General features: G+C 67.9%; 15 protein-coding genes. All 15 read left to right on the forward strand.

The genetic code is table 11. The features are described 5' to 3' along the window. Positions 1-90: 90 nt before the first annotated feature. The 15 genes from rpoB (at position 91) to rpsC (ending at position 17,298) form a co-directional block, all read left to right on the forward strand. Positions 91-4,167 carry a DNA-directed RNA polymerase subunit beta gene (gene rpoB / locus U7230_RS01475; protein ID WP_404980539.1) on the forward strand — a complete coding sequence of 1,359 codons (4,077 nt, stop codon included), beginning with the start codon at positions 91-93 and terminating at the stop codon, positions 4,165-4,167. Positions 4,168-4,189: 22 nt separating this feature from the next. Beyond that, positions 4,190-7,990 carry a DNA-directed RNA polymerase subunit beta' gene (gene rpoC / locus U7230_RS01480; RefSeq protein ID WP_404980540.1) on the forward strand — a complete coding sequence of 1,267 codons (3,801 nt, stop codon included), beginning with the start codon at positions 4,190-4,192 and terminating at the stop codon, positions 7,988-7,990. 246 nt (positions 7,991-8,236) lie between these two features. Beyond that, complete coding sequence (locus U7230_RS01485; RefSeq protein WP_324718160.1) at positions 8,237-8,566, forward strand: ribosomal L7Ae/L30e/S12e/Gadd45 family protein; 330 nt, start codon at positions 8,237-8,239, stop codon at positions 8,564-8,566. A 3-nt stretch (positions 8,567-8,569) separates the two neighbouring features. After that, entirely contained in the window at positions 8,570-8,983 is a 414-nt protein-coding gene (gene rpsL, locus U7230_RS01490; RefSeq protein ID WP_324716981.1) for a 30S ribosomal protein S12, read from the forward strand. Positions 8,984-9,135: 152 nt separating this feature from the next. Further along, the gene (gene rpsG, locus U7230_RS01495) at positions 9,136-9,606 is read left to right on the forward strand and encodes a 30S ribosomal protein S7 (protein ID WP_324716982.1); all 471 of its coding nucleotides are present in this window, start codon (positions 9,136-9,138) and stop codon (positions 9,604-9,606) included. A 130-nt stretch (positions 9,607-9,736) separates the two neighbouring features. Then, positions 9,737-11,761 (forward strand): elongation factor G, encoded by a 2,025-nt coding sequence (gene fusA, locus U7230_RS01500; protein WP_404980613.1) that lies wholly within the window; start codon positions 9,737-9,739, stop codon positions 11,759-11,761. Between the two features lie 61 nt (positions 11,762-11,822). Then, positions 11,823-13,025: an elongation factor Tu gene (gene tuf / locus U7230_RS01505; RefSeq protein ID WP_324716984.1), complete on the forward strand. Its 1,203-nt coding sequence runs from the start codon at positions 11,823-11,825 to the stop codon at positions 13,023-13,025. A gap of 30 nt (positions 13,026-13,055) precedes the next feature. After that, positions 13,056-13,361 (forward strand): 30S ribosomal protein S10, encoded by a 306-nt coding sequence (rpsJ, locus tag U7230_RS01510; protein WP_324716985.1) that lies wholly within the window; start codon positions 13,056-13,058, stop codon positions 13,359-13,361. A gap of 16 nt (positions 13,362-13,377) precedes the next feature. Further along, positions 13,378-14,073 carry a 50S ribosomal protein L3 gene (rplC, locus tag U7230_RS01515; protein ID WP_404980614.1) on the forward strand — a complete coding sequence of 232 codons (696 nt, stop codon included), beginning with the start codon at positions 13,378-13,380 and terminating at the stop codon, positions 14,071-14,073. A gap of 6 nt (positions 14,074-14,079) precedes the next feature. Beyond that, the gene (gene rplD / locus U7230_RS01520) at positions 14,080-14,703 is read left to right on the forward strand and encodes a 50S ribosomal protein L4 (RefSeq protein ID WP_324716987.1); all 624 of its coding nucleotides are present in this window, start codon (positions 14,080-14,082) and stop codon (positions 14,701-14,703) included. Between the two features lie 4 nt (positions 14,704-14,707). Continuing rightward, a complete protein-coding gene (locus U7230_RS01525; RefSeq protein WP_324716988.1) occupies positions 14,708-15,001 on the forward strand; it encodes a 50S ribosomal protein L23 in 294 nt (97 codons plus the stop codon). Between the two features lie 22 nt (positions 15,002-15,023). Next, positions 15,024-15,851 (forward strand): 50S ribosomal protein L2, encoded by an 828-nt coding sequence (rplB, locus tag U7230_RS01530; protein ID WP_324716989.1) that lies wholly within the window; start codon positions 15,024-15,026, stop codon positions 15,849-15,851. 23 nt (positions 15,852-15,874) lie between these two features. Beyond that, a complete protein-coding gene (rpsS, locus tag U7230_RS01535; RefSeq protein WP_324716990.1) occupies positions 15,875-16,159 on the forward strand; it encodes a 30S ribosomal protein S19 in 285 nt (94 codons plus the stop codon). A gap of 55 nt (positions 16,160-16,214) precedes the next feature. Further along, entirely contained in the window at positions 16,215-16,553 is a 339-nt protein-coding gene (gene rplV, locus U7230_RS01540) for a 50S ribosomal protein L22 (protein WP_324716991.1), read from the forward strand. A 4-nt stretch (positions 16,554-16,557) separates the two neighbouring features. Continuing rightward, a complete protein-coding gene (gene rpsC / locus U7230_RS01545; protein ID WP_404980541.1) occupies positions 16,558-17,298 on the forward strand; it encodes a 30S ribosomal protein S3 in 741 nt (246 codons plus the stop codon). The last annotated feature ends 4 nt before the right edge of the window (positions 17,299-17,302 follow it).

A 17,302-nucleotide genomic window follows, 5' to 3' on the forward strand; every position in this document is an offset into this window, starting at 1 on the left:
GGGAAGTATCCCGGAAACCTACTTCGTGGGGACGGGTGGCGTCTCCTTCCGGGACGTGGTTCGGATCTCTCCGAACGGGGTGATGCGGGCTTGGCAGTGGCGGTCCAGGTCGCGGGGCGTGAACGCGTCAGGTTTGGAAAGATCCGGGAGATCCTGGAACTTCCGGATCTCATCGAGTTGCAGCGGCGCTCGTACGAATGGTTCCTGAAGGAAGGACTCGAGGAGACCTTCCGGGACATTTCCCCCATCCAGGACTTCACGGGCAACCTCGTGCTGGAGTTCTTGGGCTACTCCTTCGGTGACCCGAAGTACACGGTGGAGCAGTGCAAGGAGCGGGATGCCACCTACAGCGCGCCTCTCAAGGTACGGGTCCGTCTCATCAAGAAAGACACGGGCGAGGTGAAGGAGCAGGAGGTCTACATGGGGGAGTTCCCCATGATGACCGAAAACGGCACCTTCATCATCAACGGCGCCGAGCGGGTGGTCGTGAGCCAGCTCGTGCGCTCTCCCGGCGTCTACTACTCGCAGGACCGCGACAGCAGCGGGCGGCTCATCTACCAGGCGAGCGTCATCCCCAACCGGGGAGCCTGGCTCGAGTTCGAAACCGACGCCCAAAACGTCATCTGGGTGCGCATCGACCGCAACCGTAAGCTCCCCGCGACGGTGCTGGTCCGGGCGGTAGGGTATGGGAGCAACGCTCAGGTGCTCGACGTCCTCGGCGACGTCGAGCCGGTGCGGGCTACGCTCGAGCGCGACAACACCGAGACCGAGAGCGAGGCCCTCATCGAGATCTACAAGCGGCTGCGGCCCGGGGAGCCTCCGACCGAAGAGAGCGCCCGGACGCTGTTCGAGTCGCTCTTCTACGACCCCAAGCGGTACGACCTGGCGGCCGTGGGCCGCTACAAGCTCAACAAGAAGCTGCGCCTCATCGGGCGCCTGGTGCAGGCCCGGCTGGAAGAGCCGGTGGTCCATCCGCAGACCGGGGAGGTCCTGGCCGAGGCCGGCACCCGGGTGACCCGGGACCTGGCCGAGCGCATCGAGCAGGCCGGGATACGCTCCGTGGTCATCGAGAGCAAGGCGGGGCCGGTCCGGATCGTCTCCAACGGGCAGCCGCCGATGGACCGCCGGGTGTTGACCCCGGACGACCTGGTCGCGATCGTCAACTACATGGCCACGCTGATGCTGGGAGTGGGCCAGATCGACGACATCGACCACCTGGGCAACCGCCGGCTCAAGAGCGTCGGCGAACTTCTGCAAAACCAGTTCCGGGTGGGGCTTGCCCGCATGGAGCGGGTGATCCGGGAGCGGATGACGATCCAGGGCACCGAGGACATCGTGACGCCGCAGCTCCTCATCAACATCCGCCCGGTGGTCGCCGCCATCAAGGAGTTCTTCGGGTCGAGCCAGCTCTCCCAGTTCATGGACCAGACCAACCCCCTGGCGGAACTGACCCACAAGCGCCGCATGTCGGCCCTGGGGCCCGGAGGGCTGTCCCGAGAACGGGCGGGCTTCGAGGTGCGCGACGTGCACCACTCCCACTACGGGCGCATGTGCCCCATCGAGACCCCTGAAGGCCCCAACATCGGCCTGATCGGGTCGCTGTGCACCTACGCCCGCATCAACGAGTACGGGTTCATCGAGACGCCGTACCGCCGGGTGAAGCAGGGCGTCGTAACGGACGAGATCGTCTACCTGACCGCCGACGAGGAAGACACGTACGTCATCGCCCAGGCCAACGAGCCTACCGACGAGCAGGGGCGTTTCCTCAATCCCCGGGTGGTCGCCCGCTACATGGATGAGATCCGCCTGGTCTCGCCGGACCAGGTCGATTTCATGGACGTGTCGCCCAAGCAGATCGTGAGCGTGGCCACGGCGCTGATCCCTTTCCTCGAGAACGACGACGCAAGCCGCGCCCTGATGGGCTCTAACATGCAGCGGCAGGCGGTGCCGCTCATCCGCAGCGAGGCGCCGCTCGTCGGCACGGGCATCGAGTACCGCGCCGCGGTCGACTCGGGCGTGGTGGTCCGGGCCAGGCGCTCGGGCATCGTGGCGTACGCCGACGCCCGGGAGATCCGGATCCGGGCCGACGAGGGCGGCGAGGATCGGTATCGGCTGCTCAAGTACCAGCGCTCCAACCAGGGCACGTGCATCAACCAGAAGCCCATCGTCACCTCCGGACAGTACGTCGAGGCGGGGGCGGTCATCGCGGACGGCCCCTCCACCGACCACGGCGAGCTGGCCCTGGGTCGCAACGTGCTGGTCGCGTTCATGCCCTGGGAGGGCTACAACTTCGAAGACGCCGTCCTCATCAGCGAGCGGCTGGTCCGGGAGGACGTGTTCACGTCGATCCACATCGAGGAGTACGAGTGCCAGGCCCGGGACACCAAGCTCGGACCCGAGGAGATCACCCGGGATATCCCCAACGTCGGGGAAGAGATGCTGAAGAACCTCGACGACAGCGGGGTCATCCGGATCGGCGCCGAGGTGCGCCCGGGCGACATCCTGGTGGGCAAGGTCACGCCCAAGGGCGAGACCGAGCTGACGGCCGAGGAGCGGTTGCTCCGCGCCATCTTCGGCGAGAAGGCCCGGGAGGTCCGCGATACGTCGCTGCGGGTGCCCCACGGGGAGGGCGGCGTGGTGGTCGACGTCAAGCGCTTCCGCCGCGAGGACGGCGACGAGCTGGCTCCCGGGGTCAGCGAGATGGTGCGGGTCTACGTTGCCCAGAAGCGCAAGATCAGCGTGGGCGACAAGATGGCGGGCCGCCACGGCAACAAAGGGGTCATCGCCCGCATCCTCCCCGAGGAGGACATGCCGTTCATGCCCGACGGGACGCCGGTGGAGATCATCCTCAACCCGCTGGGCGTGCCTTCCCGCATGAACATCGGGCAGGTGCTGGAGACCCACCTCGGCTGGGCTGCCAGGGCGCTGGGCTTCCACGTGGCCACGCCGGTCTTCGACGGCGCCACGGAGAAGGACGTCATCGAGACCCTCAAGAAAGCCGGGCTTCCCGAGGACGGCAAGACGATCCTGCGGGACGGGCGGACGGGGCAGCCGTTCGACAGCCGGATCACCGTCGGATACATCTACATGCTGAAGCTGGCGCACTTGGTGGACGACAAGATTCACGCCCGTTCCACCGGGCCGTATTCTCTGGTGACGCAGCAGCCGCTGGGCGGCAAGGCGCAGTTTGGCGGCCAGCGGTTCGGGGAGATGGAGGTGTGGGCGCTCGAGGCCTACGGGGCAGCCCACACGCTGCAGGAGCTGCTCACCGTCAAGTCGGACGACGTCGTGGGGCGGGTACGCACCTACGAGGCGATCGTCAAGGGCGACAACGTGCCCGAGCCGGGGGTTCCGGAGTCGTTCAAGGTGCTCATCAAGGAGCTGCAGAGCCTCTGCCTCGACGTGAAGGTGCTGTCGGAGGAGTCCAAGGAGATCGACATCCGCGAGGAAGACGAGGACCTGCCGCTCAGGGAGCTCGGGATCCACATCGAGCGCCGGGAGACCGACGAGGTGCCCGAGGAGGAGCCGGCCGAGGTGCCGGTGGCACTGCCCTCGCATGAGGTGCAGCCCGAGGAAGAAGAAGAACAAGAAGAAGAAGCGGAGGAAGAGAGCACCGGCCAGTCCCGGCGAGCGTGGACCTTCGAACCGGAGCCCGTGGTACCCGCTACGGGGCGGCGCACGGCACCCGGCCTCCCCGCGCCGGGGGACGACGAAACGGATGTGGCCCATGCTGAACCGGGCGAGGAGCCCGGTGCGCTGGCCGGGGTGGCGCCACGAGGCAAGGGCAGCGCTGCCGGGGCCGCCGGCCGGGGAGCGCTCGGCAAGCTGCGGCGCGGCGCGGCCCGCCGGGATCTCGACGATGAAGATCTCGGCGACGAGGACCTCGTTGGCGACGAGGAGGGCGAGGGGCTGGAGGGCGAGGACGAGGAGCTCGAGCCGCTGCCTTCCGAGGACGAAGAGGAAGAGGAGTTTCCCCTCGGCGATGAGGACGACGAAGACCTGGACGAGGAGGAGCCGTTCGGCGACGAGGAAGAGGAGGAGGACTTCCCCGAGGACGACGAGCTGGATGAAGAGAACGAGTTCGGCATCGGCGACGACGAGGATGCCGACGGCGAGAGCGAAGATGAAGACGGGTCCTTCCGTTCCAAGCGACGGCCTCGTCGTTGAAGGCATGAGGGGGTAGCCAGGCGTGCCGGTTCTGGACGTCAACAACTTCGACCGGATTCGTATCGGGCTCGCCTCGCCCGAACAGATCCGGTCGTGGTCCTATGGCGAAGTGAAAAAGCCGGAGACCATCAACTACCGCACGCTGAAGCCCGAACGGGACGGTCTGTTTTGCGAGAAGATCTTCGGGCCGACGCGCGACTGGGAGTGCCACTGCGGCAAGTACAAGCGGGTGCGCTACAAGGGCGTCATCTGCGACCGGTGCGGCGTCGAGGTGACGCGCAGCAAGGTGCGCCGGGAGCGGATGGGGCACATCGAGCTGGCGGCCCCGGTCTCTCACATCTGGTACTTCAAGGGGATCCCCAGCCGCATGGGACTGCTCCTGGACCTCTCTCCCCGCGCGCTGGAGAAGGTGCTGTACTTCGCTTCGTACATCGTCCTCGACCCGGGCAGCACCCCGCTCATGACCAAACAGCTGCTGAGCGAGACCGAGTACCGGGAGTACCGGGAGAAATACGGCGACAACTTCAAGGCGGGGATGGGCGCCGAGGCCATCAAGCAGCTGCTGGCGGCCATCGACCTCGAACAGATGGCCCAGGAGCTGCGCCGGGAGATCCGGGACACCACCGGCCAGCGCCGCATCCGCGCCATCCGCCGCCTCGAAGTCGTGGAGGCTTTCCGCAAGTCCGGCAACCGGCCGGAGTGGATGATCCTGGACGTCATCCCGGTCATCCCGCCGGAGCTGCGTCCCATGGTGCAGCTGGACGGCGGGCGCTTTGCCACGTCGGACCTCAACGACCTGTACCGCCGGGTCATCAACCGCAACAACCGGCTCAAGCGCCTGCTGGAGCTCGGGGCGCCGGACATCATCGTGCGCAACGAGAAGCGCATGCTCCAGGAGGCGGTCGACGCCCTCATCGACAACGGGCGCCGTGGGCGCCCGGTCACCGGGCCGGGCAACCGTCCCCTCAAGTCGCTCTCCGACATGCTCAAGGGCAAGCAGGGGCGCTTCCGCCAGAACCTGCTGGGCAAGCGGGTCGACTACTCGGGACGCTCGGTCATCGTGGTCGGGCCTGAACTGAAGCTGCACCAGTGCGGGCTCCCCAAGGAGATGGCCCTGGAGCTCTTCAAGCCCTTCGTCATGAAGCGGGTCGTCGACAAGGGCTTCGCCCACAACATCAAGAGCGCCAAGCGCATGGTCGAGCGCATGGAGCCGCACGTGTGGGACGTCCTGGAAGAGGTCATCAAAGAACACCCGGTCTTGCTCAACCGGGCGCCGACCCTGCACCGCCTCGGGATCCAGGCGTTCGAACCCGTGCTGGTGGAGGGGCGCGCCATCCAGATCCACCCGCTGGTCTGCACCGCGTACAACGCGGACTTCGACGGGGACCAGATGGCGGTGCACGTGCCGCTCTCCGCGGAGGCGCAGGCGGAAGCCCGCCTGTTGATGCTCTCCACTTACAACCTGCTGCTGCCGGCGACCGGGCGGCCGGTCGTGACCCCGACGCAGGACATGGTCATCGGCTGCTACTACCTGACGCTGGAGAAACCGGGGGCCCGTGGGGAGGGCATGTTCTTCGGCAGTCCCGAAGAGGTGCGGATGGCCTATGACGAGCGAGCCGTCGACCTCCACGCTCCCATCGAGGTGCGGATCGACGGGCGCCGGGTGAAGACGACGGCGGGCCGGGTCTTCCTGCGGGAGGCGCTGCCGGAGAAGCTCCTCGACGAAAGCGTCTGGAACCGGGTCGTCGACCGCAAGCAACTGGCCCGCATCGTCGACGACCTCTACCGGGCGTATGGGCCGGAGCAGAGCGCCGAGGTCCTGGACCGGATCAAGTCGCTGGGCTTCCACTTCGCCACCGTCTCCGGCACCACGGTGGGCGTCGAAGACATCGTGATCCCTCCGCAGAAGCAGGAGATCCTCAAAGAGGCCGACGAGCAGGTGGAGCGGGTCGAGCAGCAGCACCGCCGGGGTCTGTTGACGGCGGAGGAGCGCTACCAGCGTATCGTGGAGATCTGGACCAAGGCCAAGGAACGGGTCACGAAGGCCATGCTGGACAACCTCGACCGCTTCAACCCGGTGTACATGATGGCCATCTCCGGGGCCCGGGGCAACGAGTCCCAGCTGGCCCAGCTGGCCGGGATGCGGGGGTTGGTGGCCGACCCGACCGGGCGCACCATCGAGATCCCCATCCGGGCCAACTTCCGCGAAGGGCTGACGGTGCTCGAGTACTTCATCTCCACCCACGGCACCCGCAAGGGCCTGGCCGACACGGCCCTGCGAACGGCGGACTCCGGGTATCTCACCCGCCGGCTCGTGGACGTGGCGCAGGACGTGCTGGTGCGGGAGGAGGACTGCGGGACCACCGAGTTCATCGAGCTCGGGGCGCTCAAGGATCCCTCGAGCGGGTTGGTGATCGAGAGCCTCAAGGAGCGCATCGCGGGGCGGTTGGCCGGCGAGGACATCCGTCACCCCGAGACGGGCGAGATCCTGGTGCACGCCAACGAAATGATCGACGACGTACGGGCCGCCCAGATCGAACAGCTGGGCATCGAACGGGTGCCCGTGCGCTCGGTGCTGGTCTGCCGCAGCCGGTACGGGGTCTGCGCCGCCTGCTACGGCCGCAACCTCGCGACCGGACAGCTGGTGGAGGTGGGCGAGGCGGTGGGCATCATCGCCGCCCAGTCCATCGGCGAGCCGGGTACGCAGCTGACGATGCGGACGTTCCACACCGGCGGCGTGGCGGGGCAGGACATCACCTCCGGTCTGCCCCGGGTGGAGGAGCTGTTCGAGGCGCGCAAGCCCAAGGGTCAGGCCGTCATGACCGAGATCTCCGGGGTGGTGCACCTGCAGGAGACCAAGACCGCGCGCAAGCTGGCCGTCCGTTCCGACGACGGAGAGGAACAGGTCTACGTCATCCCGTACGGCTCCCGGCTCATCGTGCAGGAGGGCCAGCGGGTCGAGGCGGGCGACCGGTTGACGGAAGGCCCGATCAACCCGCACGACATCTTGCGGGTCAAGGGGCTGCGGGGCGTTCAGGCGTACTTGCTGCAAGAGGTGCAAAACGTCTACCGTTCGCAGGGCGTCGACATCAACGACAAGCACATCGAGATCATCGTGCGGCAGATGCTCCGCAAGGTACGCATCGACGATCCGGGGGACACGGATCTGCTCCCGGGCGGCATCGTGGACCAGCATGAACTCGAGGAGGAGAACGCCCGGGTGCAGCAGACGGGCGGTGAACAGGCGACCTGGAAGCCGGTGCTGCTGGGCATCACCAAAGCGTCGCTGGCAACGGACAGCTTCCTGTCGGCGGCCTCGTTCCAGGAGACCACCCGGGTCCTGACCGACGCCTCGATCAAGGGGAAGACCGACCCGCTGCTCGGTCTCAAGGAGAACGTCATCATCGGCAAACTGGTGCCGGCGGGTACGGGCATGTCCCGGTACCGCCAGGTGAAGGTATCCCCGGCACCCGGCGCGGTGCCGGCCGGGCCGCCGCTCGTGGACGGGGCCTCCGCCATCGGAAGGCTGCTGCGGGCAGCGGGGCCGGCAGAGGAGGGCGAGATCGAACGCCCGCCGACCGGCGGAGAACAGGAGGCGGCCCGTCTCGAGGAGGCGGCCGATGGGGCCGTCGAACGCAAACGGGCGCAGGCGCTCTCCCGGATGGTCCTGGACGACGACGAGGAGACCGGGCCAGACCTCCGAGCAGAGGAGCCGCCGGGGGCGGACGCAGCGGCGATGCATGCCGCGGGCGAGCGCCCCGAGGGGGAAGAATCCGAGGAGCAAGAGCGGGGCCACAGCCGCCGGAGCCGGCGGCGGTCGTAGCCGCGGCGGGCCCGGAGCGGCCTCGGCGGGGGGCCTGCAGGGGTTTCGGGCCCTTGCTGGCCCCCCGTGTGCTCGGCGCCTGGGAGCGGAGTATGGCGAGGCCCGGCAGCAGAGAGAATCTGATTGACAGCCCCTAGGGCCGATGCTAGAATGAGTGAGTGCTCGGGCCCGAAATCACGCCAGGCCGCGCTGCGCAAGGGTTTGAGGCCTATCGGACGTGAGGGCGCGCGAGCCGTTGGACGCGTGATGGCATCGATGGGGACGGATGACGCCGACGCAGAGCACGGGGTACTGGCCCGGTTGAAGACCGCTCCCAACAGGGCGGTCGGCGCACGGCAGACGCTCCGGGCTCTGCACAAGGGGATTGCGCGGCTGGTCTACGTGGCCAGGGATGCGGATCCTGCCATTACCGATCCCATCGTCGACCTCAGCCGGCATCGTGCGGTGGAGGTCGTGTACGTGGAGAGCATGCACGCTCTCGGGCGTGCGTGCGGCATCGAGGTGAGCGCCTCGGCCGCGGCGGTCGTCGCCGGCGAGCTGCCCGAGGCGAAGCGGCAGAGGAGAGGGGGTCCATAGCGGTTGCCGACCTTCAACCAGCTGGTTCGTGAAGGGCGTAAGAGGCTGGGGGAGAAGAGCAAGGCTCCGGCCCTGCTCTTCATCCAGAACACCCGCACGGGCCACCGGCTGGAGAGCGAGGGCGCGCCCCAAAAGCGCGGGGTGTGCACCCGTGTCTATACCACCACGCCCAAGAAGCCCAACTCTGCGCTTCGTAAGGTGGCACGGGTCCGGCTGACCAACGGCATCGAGGTCACGGCGTACATTCCGGGCGAAGGTCACAACCTCCAGGAGCACTCTGTGGTCCTGGTCCGGGGTGGACGCGTCAAGGACCTGCCGGGCGTCCGCTACCACATCATCCGCGGCACCCTGGACGCGGCAGGCGTCGCCAATCGCCGCCAGGGGCGCTCCAAGTACGGCGCCAAGAGACCCAAGTGAGCCCAGGCCGGTCGGAGGCGTCCGGAGCTTCGGAGGGCGCCGCGGATTCGTAGTCTGGCCCTTCACTCCCCTTTCGCGATACGTGAGACGGAGAGAGGGCTCGTGTGCTCCTTTCCGGGAGCGCAGATGGCGATAGAGGGGGATCGACCGGGATGCCGCGCAGAGGTCCGGCTCCCAAGCGGACGGTGGCTCCTGATCCCGTCTACCACAACGAGATGGTGACCCGCCTCATCCACAAGGTGATGCGGGACGGCAAGAAGAGCCTGGCCGAGCGGATCGTCTACGGGGCGCTGCGCCGTATCCAGGAGCGCTCGGGCAAGGAGCCGGTCGAGGTCGTCGAGCAGGCTCTCAAGAACACCATGCCGATGCTCGAGGTGCGGCCGCGCCGCGTGGGTGGCGCCACGTACCAGGTGCCCATCGAGGTCCGGCCGGAACGCCGCCTCTCCCTGGGCATCCGGTGGATCGTGGACTACGCCCGGGAGCGCAAGGACAAGACCATGGAGGAGCGGCTCGCCAACGAGCTGTTGGATGCGGCCAACGGCCAGGGTGGGGCGGTCAAGCGCCGCGAGGACACGCACCGGATGGCCGAGGCCAACAAGGCTTTCGCCCATTATCGCTGGTGACGGCTCCCTCGGGGGGACGGAGCGCCGGCCGCGATGGTCGTTGAGGCTGCCGAGGTAGTGTACAGGGGGCAGTGGATTCGTGGCTGCGGTTCGAGAGGTTGCCATCGAGCGCACCCGCAACATAGGCATCATGGCGCACATCGATGCCGGTAAGACCACCACGACCGAGCGCATCCTCTTCTACACGGGGAGGGTGCACCGGCTCGGCGAGGTGGACGAGGGCTCCGCCACCATGGACTGGATGGTCCAGGAGCGGGAGCGGGGGATCACCATTACCTCGGCGGCCACCAGCTGCAACTGGCGGGAGCACCGCATCAACATCATCGACACCCCTGGGCACGTGGACTTCACCGTAGAGGTGGAGCGCAGCCTGCGGGTGTTGGACGGCGCGATCGCCATCTTCGATGCGGTCCAGGGAGTGGAGCCGCAATCGGAGACGGTATGGCGCCAGGCGGACCGATACGGGGTGCCCCGCATCGCGTACGTCAACAAGATGGATCGGGTGGGCGCAGACTTCCTGCACGTGGTCGAGGACATCCGCCGCCGGCTGGGAGCCCGTCCCGTGCCCATCCAACTCCCGGTAGGGGCCGAGGACAGCTTCCGTGGCGTGGTCGATCTCATCGCCAACCGGGCGATCCTCTACGAGGACGACCTGGGCACGCGCAGCGACGTGATCGACGTACCCGCCGGCATGGCGGAGCCGGTACGGGCGCAGCGCGAGGCCATGATCGAGGCGATCGTGGAGACCGACGACGAGCTGATGGCGCGCTACCTGGAGGGCGACGCGATCTCGCCCGAGGAGTTGAAGAGGGCGCTGCGCAAGGCGACGGTGTCGGGGCGGCTGGTGCCGGTGCTGTGCGGCTCTTCTTTCCGTAACAAGGGCGTGCAGCCCCTGCTGGACGCCGTCGTGGACTACCTGCCCTCGCCCCTCGACCTGCCGCCCGTGGAAGGCACCCGTCCCGGTTCCGACGAGAAGGCGGTCCGGCATGCGAGCGACGACGAACCGATGGCGGCCCTCGCCTTCAAGATCCAATCCGACCCCTTCGTAGGCAAGCTCTGTTACCTTCGGGTCTACTCCGGCACGCTGCATGCGGGAAGCTACGTGCTCAACTCGAGTAAGGGCCTCAAGGAGCGCATCGGCCGTCTGCTGCGCATGCATGCCAACCACCGGGAGGACGTGGAGGTCGCCTTTGCCGGCGACATCGTAGCCGCCGTGGGGCTGCGCCAGACGGGGACGGGTGATACCCTGTGCCCGGAGGACGCCCCCATCCTGTTGGAGGCGCCCCGCTTCCCCGAGCCGGTCATTTCCCAGTCCATCGAGCCCAAGACGAAGGCCGACCAGGACAAACTCGGCCTGGCCCTCCAGCGCCTCGCGGAGGAGGACCCGACCTTCCGGGTGCAGACCGATCCGGAGACCGGGCAGACGCTCATCGCGGGGATGGGCGAGCTCCACCTCGAGATCATCGTGGATCGCCTCTTGAGGGAATTCCGGGTCGAGGCCAACGTGGGCCGGCCGCAGGTCGCCTACCGGGAGACCATCCGCAAGAAGGTGCAGGCGGAGGGGCGCTTCATCCGGCAGACCGGCGGCCGGGGCCAGTACGGGCACGTCTGGCTGGAGCTCGAGCCCATGCCCCCGGGAGGCGGGTTCGAGTTCGTCAACCGGATCGTGGGCGGCGTGATCCCCCGGGAGTTCATCCCCGCGGTGGAGGCCGGGGTGCGGGAAGCGATGCAAAGCGGCGTGCTGGCGGGCTATCCCGTGGTCGACGTGAGGGTGAGCCTCTTCGACGGTTCGTACCACGAGGTCGACTCGTCGGAGATGGCTTTCAAGGTTGCCGGCTCGCTGGCCTTCAAGGAGGCGGCGCGCCGGGCGGACCCGGTGCTGCTGGAGCCGATCATGAGCGTCGAGGTGGTGACGCCGGAGGAGTTCCTGGGCGACGTCATCGGAGACCTCAACGCGCGGCGAGGTCATGTGGAGGGAATGGAGCGACGGGGCAACGCGCAGGTGATCCGGGCAAAGGTGCCTCTCGCTACCATGTTCGGCTACGCGACCGACCTGCGGTCGACGACCCAGGGTCGGGCGACGTATACCATGCAGTTCGCCCATTATCAAGAGGTGCCGGCCAATATCGCGCAAGAGGTGCTGGCCCGGGCGTGAGTGACGTCGTCCCAGGCGCGCACCTGACGGCACACGGGCAAAGAGGAGGATCGAGGGACCAATGGCCAAGCAGAAGTTCGTTCGCACCAAGCCCCACGTCAACGTGGGCACCATCGGTCACGTGGACCACGGGAAGACGACGCTGACGGCGGCCATCACGATGTACCTGGCCCGCAGGGGCACGGCGCAGGTGAGGACCTACGACTCGATCGACAACGCGCCGGAGGAGCGGGAGCGGGGCATCACCATCAACACGTCGCACGTGGAGTACGAGACGGCCCACCGCCACTACGCGCACGTGGACTGCCCCGGCCACGCCGACTACGTCAAGAACATGATCACGGGCGCCGCGCAGATGGACGGAGCCATCCTGGTCGTCTCGGCGGCCGACGGTCCGATGCCCCAGACCCGCGAGCACATCCTGCTCGCCCGGCAGGTCGGAGTGCCTGCCATGGTCGTCTTCCTCAACAAGGTCGACATGGTCGACGATCCGGAGCTGCTGGAGCTGGTGGAGGTCGAGGTGCGGGAGCTGTTGACCCGCTATGAGTTCCCGGGCGACGAGATCCCCATCATCCGCGGCTCGGCTCTCAAGGCCATGGAATCGCTCCAGGCCGGGCAGGAGAACGAGTGGACCGAGGCGATCGGCAAACTCCTGGACGCGGTCGACTCCTACATCCCGACGCCGCAGCGCGAGACTGACAAGCCGTTCCTGATGCCGGTCGAGGACGTCTTCTCGATCACCGGCCGGGGCACGGTCGCCACCGGGCGCGTGGAGCGCGGCACCATCAAGGTCGGGGACGAGGTCGAGATCGTCGGGCTGCAGCCCGAGGTCCGCAAGACGGTGGCGACGGGCGTCGAGATGTTCCGCAAGCTGCTCGACGTGGCGGAGGCCGGCGACAACATCGGCGTCCTCCTGCGGGGCATCGACCGGGACGAGGTGGAGCGGGGCCAGGTGCTGGCCAAGCCGGGCAGTATCACGCCGCACACCAAGTTCGAGGCAGAGGTGTACGTGCTCTCCAAGGAAGAGGGCGGCCGGCACACGCCGTTTTTCAACGGATACCGGCCGCAGTTCTACTTCCGCACCACGGACGTGACGGGCAACGTGCAGCTCCCGGCGGGCACCGAGATGGTCATGCCCGGGGACAACGTGCGGATGACGGTGGAGCTCATCACCCCCATCGCCATGGAGGAAGGCCTCCGGTTCGCCATCCGGGAGGGCGGCCGCACGGTGGGAGCCGGCGTCGTGACCAAGATCCTGGCGTGAGGGCCCGGTTCGTAGGGAGGGGCAGCAGGGTTGGCTCAGCGTATTCGGATTCGCCTCAAGGCCTTTGACCATAAGATCCTGGACAGTTCGGCCGAGAAGATCGTGGAGACGGCCAAACGGACGGGCGCGCTGGTTTCGGGGCCAATACCGCTGCCCACGGAACGCAGCCTCTACACGGTGCTGCGGTCGCCTCACGTGCACAAGAACTCGCGGGAGCAGTTCTCCATGTGCACGCACAAGCGCCTGATCGACATCCTCGAACCCACGCCCAAGACGGTGGACGCCCTGATGCGGCTGGACCTGCCCGCCGGCGTCGACATCGAGATCAAACTGTAGCGGGGAAAGGGCCATGGTGAGCAAGGCCATTTTGGGCACGAAGCTGGGGATGACCCAGGTATTCGACGAGAAGGGCAGGGCCGTCGGGGTGACGGTCGTCCAGGCCGGTCCCTGCGTGGTGGTGGCCCGGCGCAAACTGGCGGCCCGCGACGGGCAGGACGGCGCGCAGGAGACCGTACAGCTGGGCTACGGCGAGGTGGCGGAACGGAAGCTGACCAAGCCCGAGCTCGGGCACCTGCGCAAGCAGGGCGTGCAGCGAGCCCTGCGCCACTTGCGCGAGTTCAGAGTGGACCCGGGGGCGCAGGAGGGGCTGGCGGCCCTGCAGCCGGGGGCCACGGTGACGGTGGAGATGTTCTCCCCGGGTGAACGGGTGGACGTGTCGGGGCTGAGCAGAGGCAAAGGTTTCGCCGGCGTCATCAAGCGCTGGGGTCTGCGGCGAGGCCCGATGAGCCACGGCTCCATGTACCACCGGCGGGTGGGTACGTTGGGCTCGACGGGGCCCCAGCGGGTGTTCAAGGGCCGCAAGTTCCCCGGGCGGGCCGGCGGCCGGCGGGTGACCGTCCAGGCCGTCGAGGTCGTGCGCATCGACCCGGAGCGGCACCTGATGTTGCTGCGGGGCTCCGTGCCGGGAGCGCCGGGCAGCCTGGTCGAGGTCCGCTCGAGCGTGCTCAGCCGGCGGCGCGCCTATGCGCGCAAGGGGAAGGGTAGGTAGGCGGCGATGCCGGTGGTGCCGGTTTACAACATGGAGGGCGAGCGGGTCGGAGACCTGACGCTGAGGGACGATGTCTGGGCGGTGCCCTATAACCCGGCGCTCCTGCACCAGGCCATCCAGATGCATCTCGCCAACCGGCGGCAGGGTACTCACAGCACCAAGACCCGGGGCGAGGTGTCGGGCGGGGGCCGCAAGCCGTGGAGGCAGAAGGGGACGGGGCGCGCCCGGCAGGGCAGTATCCGGTCGCCCCTGTGGCGCCACGGCGGCGTGGTCTTCGGCCCCAAACCGCGCGAGTACGGGTTCACGATGCCGAAGAAGGCCCGGCGCCTGGCCCTGCGGTCGGCACTGTCGGCCAAGCTGCGCGACGGGCAGGTGGTGATCGTCGAGCAGCTGCGCCTGGCGGAGCCCAAGACCCGGGTGATGGCAGGAGTGCTGCGCAAGCTCGACGCGACGGACCGGGCGCTCATCGTGATGGGAGAGAAGGATCCGGCGGTCATCCTGGCGGCCCGCAACATCCCCGGCGTCGAGCTGATGCCGGCGGATGCCCTGGGCGTCTATCCGGTGGTCAACGCGGACCGGCTGGTGCTCACCAAGGACGCGGTCGCCAAGATCGAGGAGGCTTTGGGCTGACGCCATGGAGCGACACATACGGGATATCCTGGTGCGCCCGCTGGTGACCGAGAAGAGCACCCGGACGATGAGCGAGGCCAACGCCTACACGTTCCAGGTGCCGCTGGACGTCACGAAGGTGCAGGTCCAGCAAGCGGTGGAGCGCCTGTTCAAGGTGCACGTGGTGGACGTGCGGACCATGCGGGTGCGGGGAAAGAGCCGGCGGATGGGGCGGTTCGTGGGAAAGCGCCCCGACTGGAAGAAGGCCATCGTCAAGCTGGCGCCGGGCGAGCGCATCGAGATCTTCGAAGGCGTCTGAACGGGGCGAGGAGAGGCGAGCCATGGGTATCAAGTCTTACCGGCCGGTCACGCCCGGGCTGCGGCACCGGACGGGCTACACCTTTGAGGAGATTACGAAGGAAGAGCCGGAGCGGAGATTGACCCAGGCGCTCCGGCGGCGAGCGGGTCGCAACAACCAGGGCCGGGTCACGGCGCGCCACCGGGGCGGGGGGCACCGGCGGCGGTACCGGCTCATCGACTTCCTGCGCGACAAGGACGGCGTGCCGGCCAAGGTGGTGGCCATCGAATACGATCCCAACCGCTCGGCCCGTATCGCGCTGCTTTCGTACCGGGATGGGGAAAAGCGGTACATCCTGGCGCCGCTGGGCCTGCAGGTCGGCGATGTGGTGACGAGCGGGCCCGAGGCCGACATCAAGCCGGGCAACGCGCTGCCGCTCTCGGCCATTCCGACCGGCACCATGGTGCATGCCATCGAGCTCTTGCCGGGGAAGGGCGCACAGCTGGTGCGGGCCGCGGGGGCGGCCGCCCAGCTCATGGCCAAGGAGGGCGAGTACGTCACCTTGCGGCTTCCGTCCGGCGAGTTTCGCAAGGTCCTCGGCCGGTGCCGGGCGACGGTGGGCCAGGTGGGCAACACCGAGCACGAGAACATCCGGCTGGGCAAGGCGGGCCGCAAGCGATGGCTGGGGCGCCGGCCCCACACGCGCGGCTCGGTGATGAACCCGGTGGATCACCCTCACGGCGGCGGGGAAGGCAAGTCGCCGATCGGGATGCCGGGGCCGGTGACGCCGTGGGGCAAGCCGACGCTCGGGTACAAGACCCGCAAGCGCCGCAAGCCTTCGGACCGGTTCATCGTCCGGCGGCGTCACTAATTCGCGGGGACGGATGGGGTGCCATGGGAAGGTCGACGAAGAAGGGTCCGTTCGCGGACGCGCATTTGCTGGAGAAGATCCGCAAGCTCAACGAGGCCGGGGAGAAGAGGGTCATCAAGACCTGGTCGAGGCGTTCGACCATCTTCCCCGAGATGGTGGGCCACACCATTGCCGTGCATGACGGGCGCAAGCACGTTCCCATCTACATCACCGAAGACATGGTGGGTCACAAGCTGGGGGAGTTCGCTCCGACACGGACCTTCCGGGGGCACGGCGCCCATACCGAGCGGTCCACCGCGCTGAAGTAAGCGAGACCCATCCTGAAGCCGGCCCGGTAGGTGGCCGGGGAGGAGTCGAAAGGCCGTGGAGGCACGGGCAGTCGCACGATACCAGAGGATTTCGCCGCGCAAGGTGCGCCAGGTGATCGATCTCATCAGGGGCAAGAGCTACGACGAGGCCGTGGCGATCCTGAAGTTCACGCCGAAGGCGGCCTCGCCGCTGGTGCAAAAGGTGTTGCGCTCGGCGGCGGCCAACGCGGAGAACAACCACAACCTGGATCCGCACCGGATGTACGTGGCGCGAGCCTTTGCCGATCCCGGGCCCGTGATGAAGCGGGTGATGCCCAGAGCTCGGGGGATGGCCTATTTGATTCGCAAGCGCACGAGCCACGTCACCGTGGTGCTGCGCACGAGAGAGGAGTAGGTTCGTGGGCCAGAAGGTGCACCCGTACGGCCTGCGGCTCGGGGTCATCAAGGGCTGGCAGGCCCGCTGGTACGGCGACAAGAAGACGTACGCGGCGCTCCTCCACGAAGACATCGCGCTGAGGCGCTTCATCAAGCGGCGCTTCTACCAGGCCGGCGTCTCGGGCGTGGAGATCGAGAGAGCCGCCAATACCATCCGCATCACCATCCATACGGCGCGCCCCGGTATGGTCATCGGCAAGCAGGGGTCGGAAGTGGATCGCCTGCGGCAGTCCCTGGAGCAGATGACCGGCAAAGAGGTGCGCATCAACGTCGTGGAGGTGGAGCGTCCCGACCTGGACGCCCAGCTGGTAGCGGAGAACATCGCGTTCCAGCTGGAGCGGCGGGTGGCCTTCCGCCGTGCCATGCGCCAGGCGATGCAGCGGGCCATGCGGCTCGGAGCCAAGGGCATAAGGGTCTCCATCTCGGGCCGGATCGCCGGCGCGGAGATCGCCCGGTACGAGTGGGCGAGCGAGGGGTCCGTGCCGCTCACGACGCTGCGAGCCGACATCGATTACGGGTTCGCCGAGGCCAAGACCACGTACGGCAACATCGGCATCAAAGTCTGGGTCTACAAGGGAGAGGTGCTCCCGGAGGCGCCTGCGGGCGGGGAGGCGGCTGCGACGCGGGCGGCGGGAGCTACCGGCGGCGTTGCAGCGACGCCTCAGGTGCAGGCCCCGCCGGAGCCTGCAGAAGGGTCGGTGTGAACGC

Source organism: Limnochorda sp. L945t (assembly GCF_035593305.1).
Lineage (GTDB): Bacteria > Bacillota > Limnochordia > Limnochordales > Geochordaceae > Carboxydichorda > Carboxydichorda subterranea.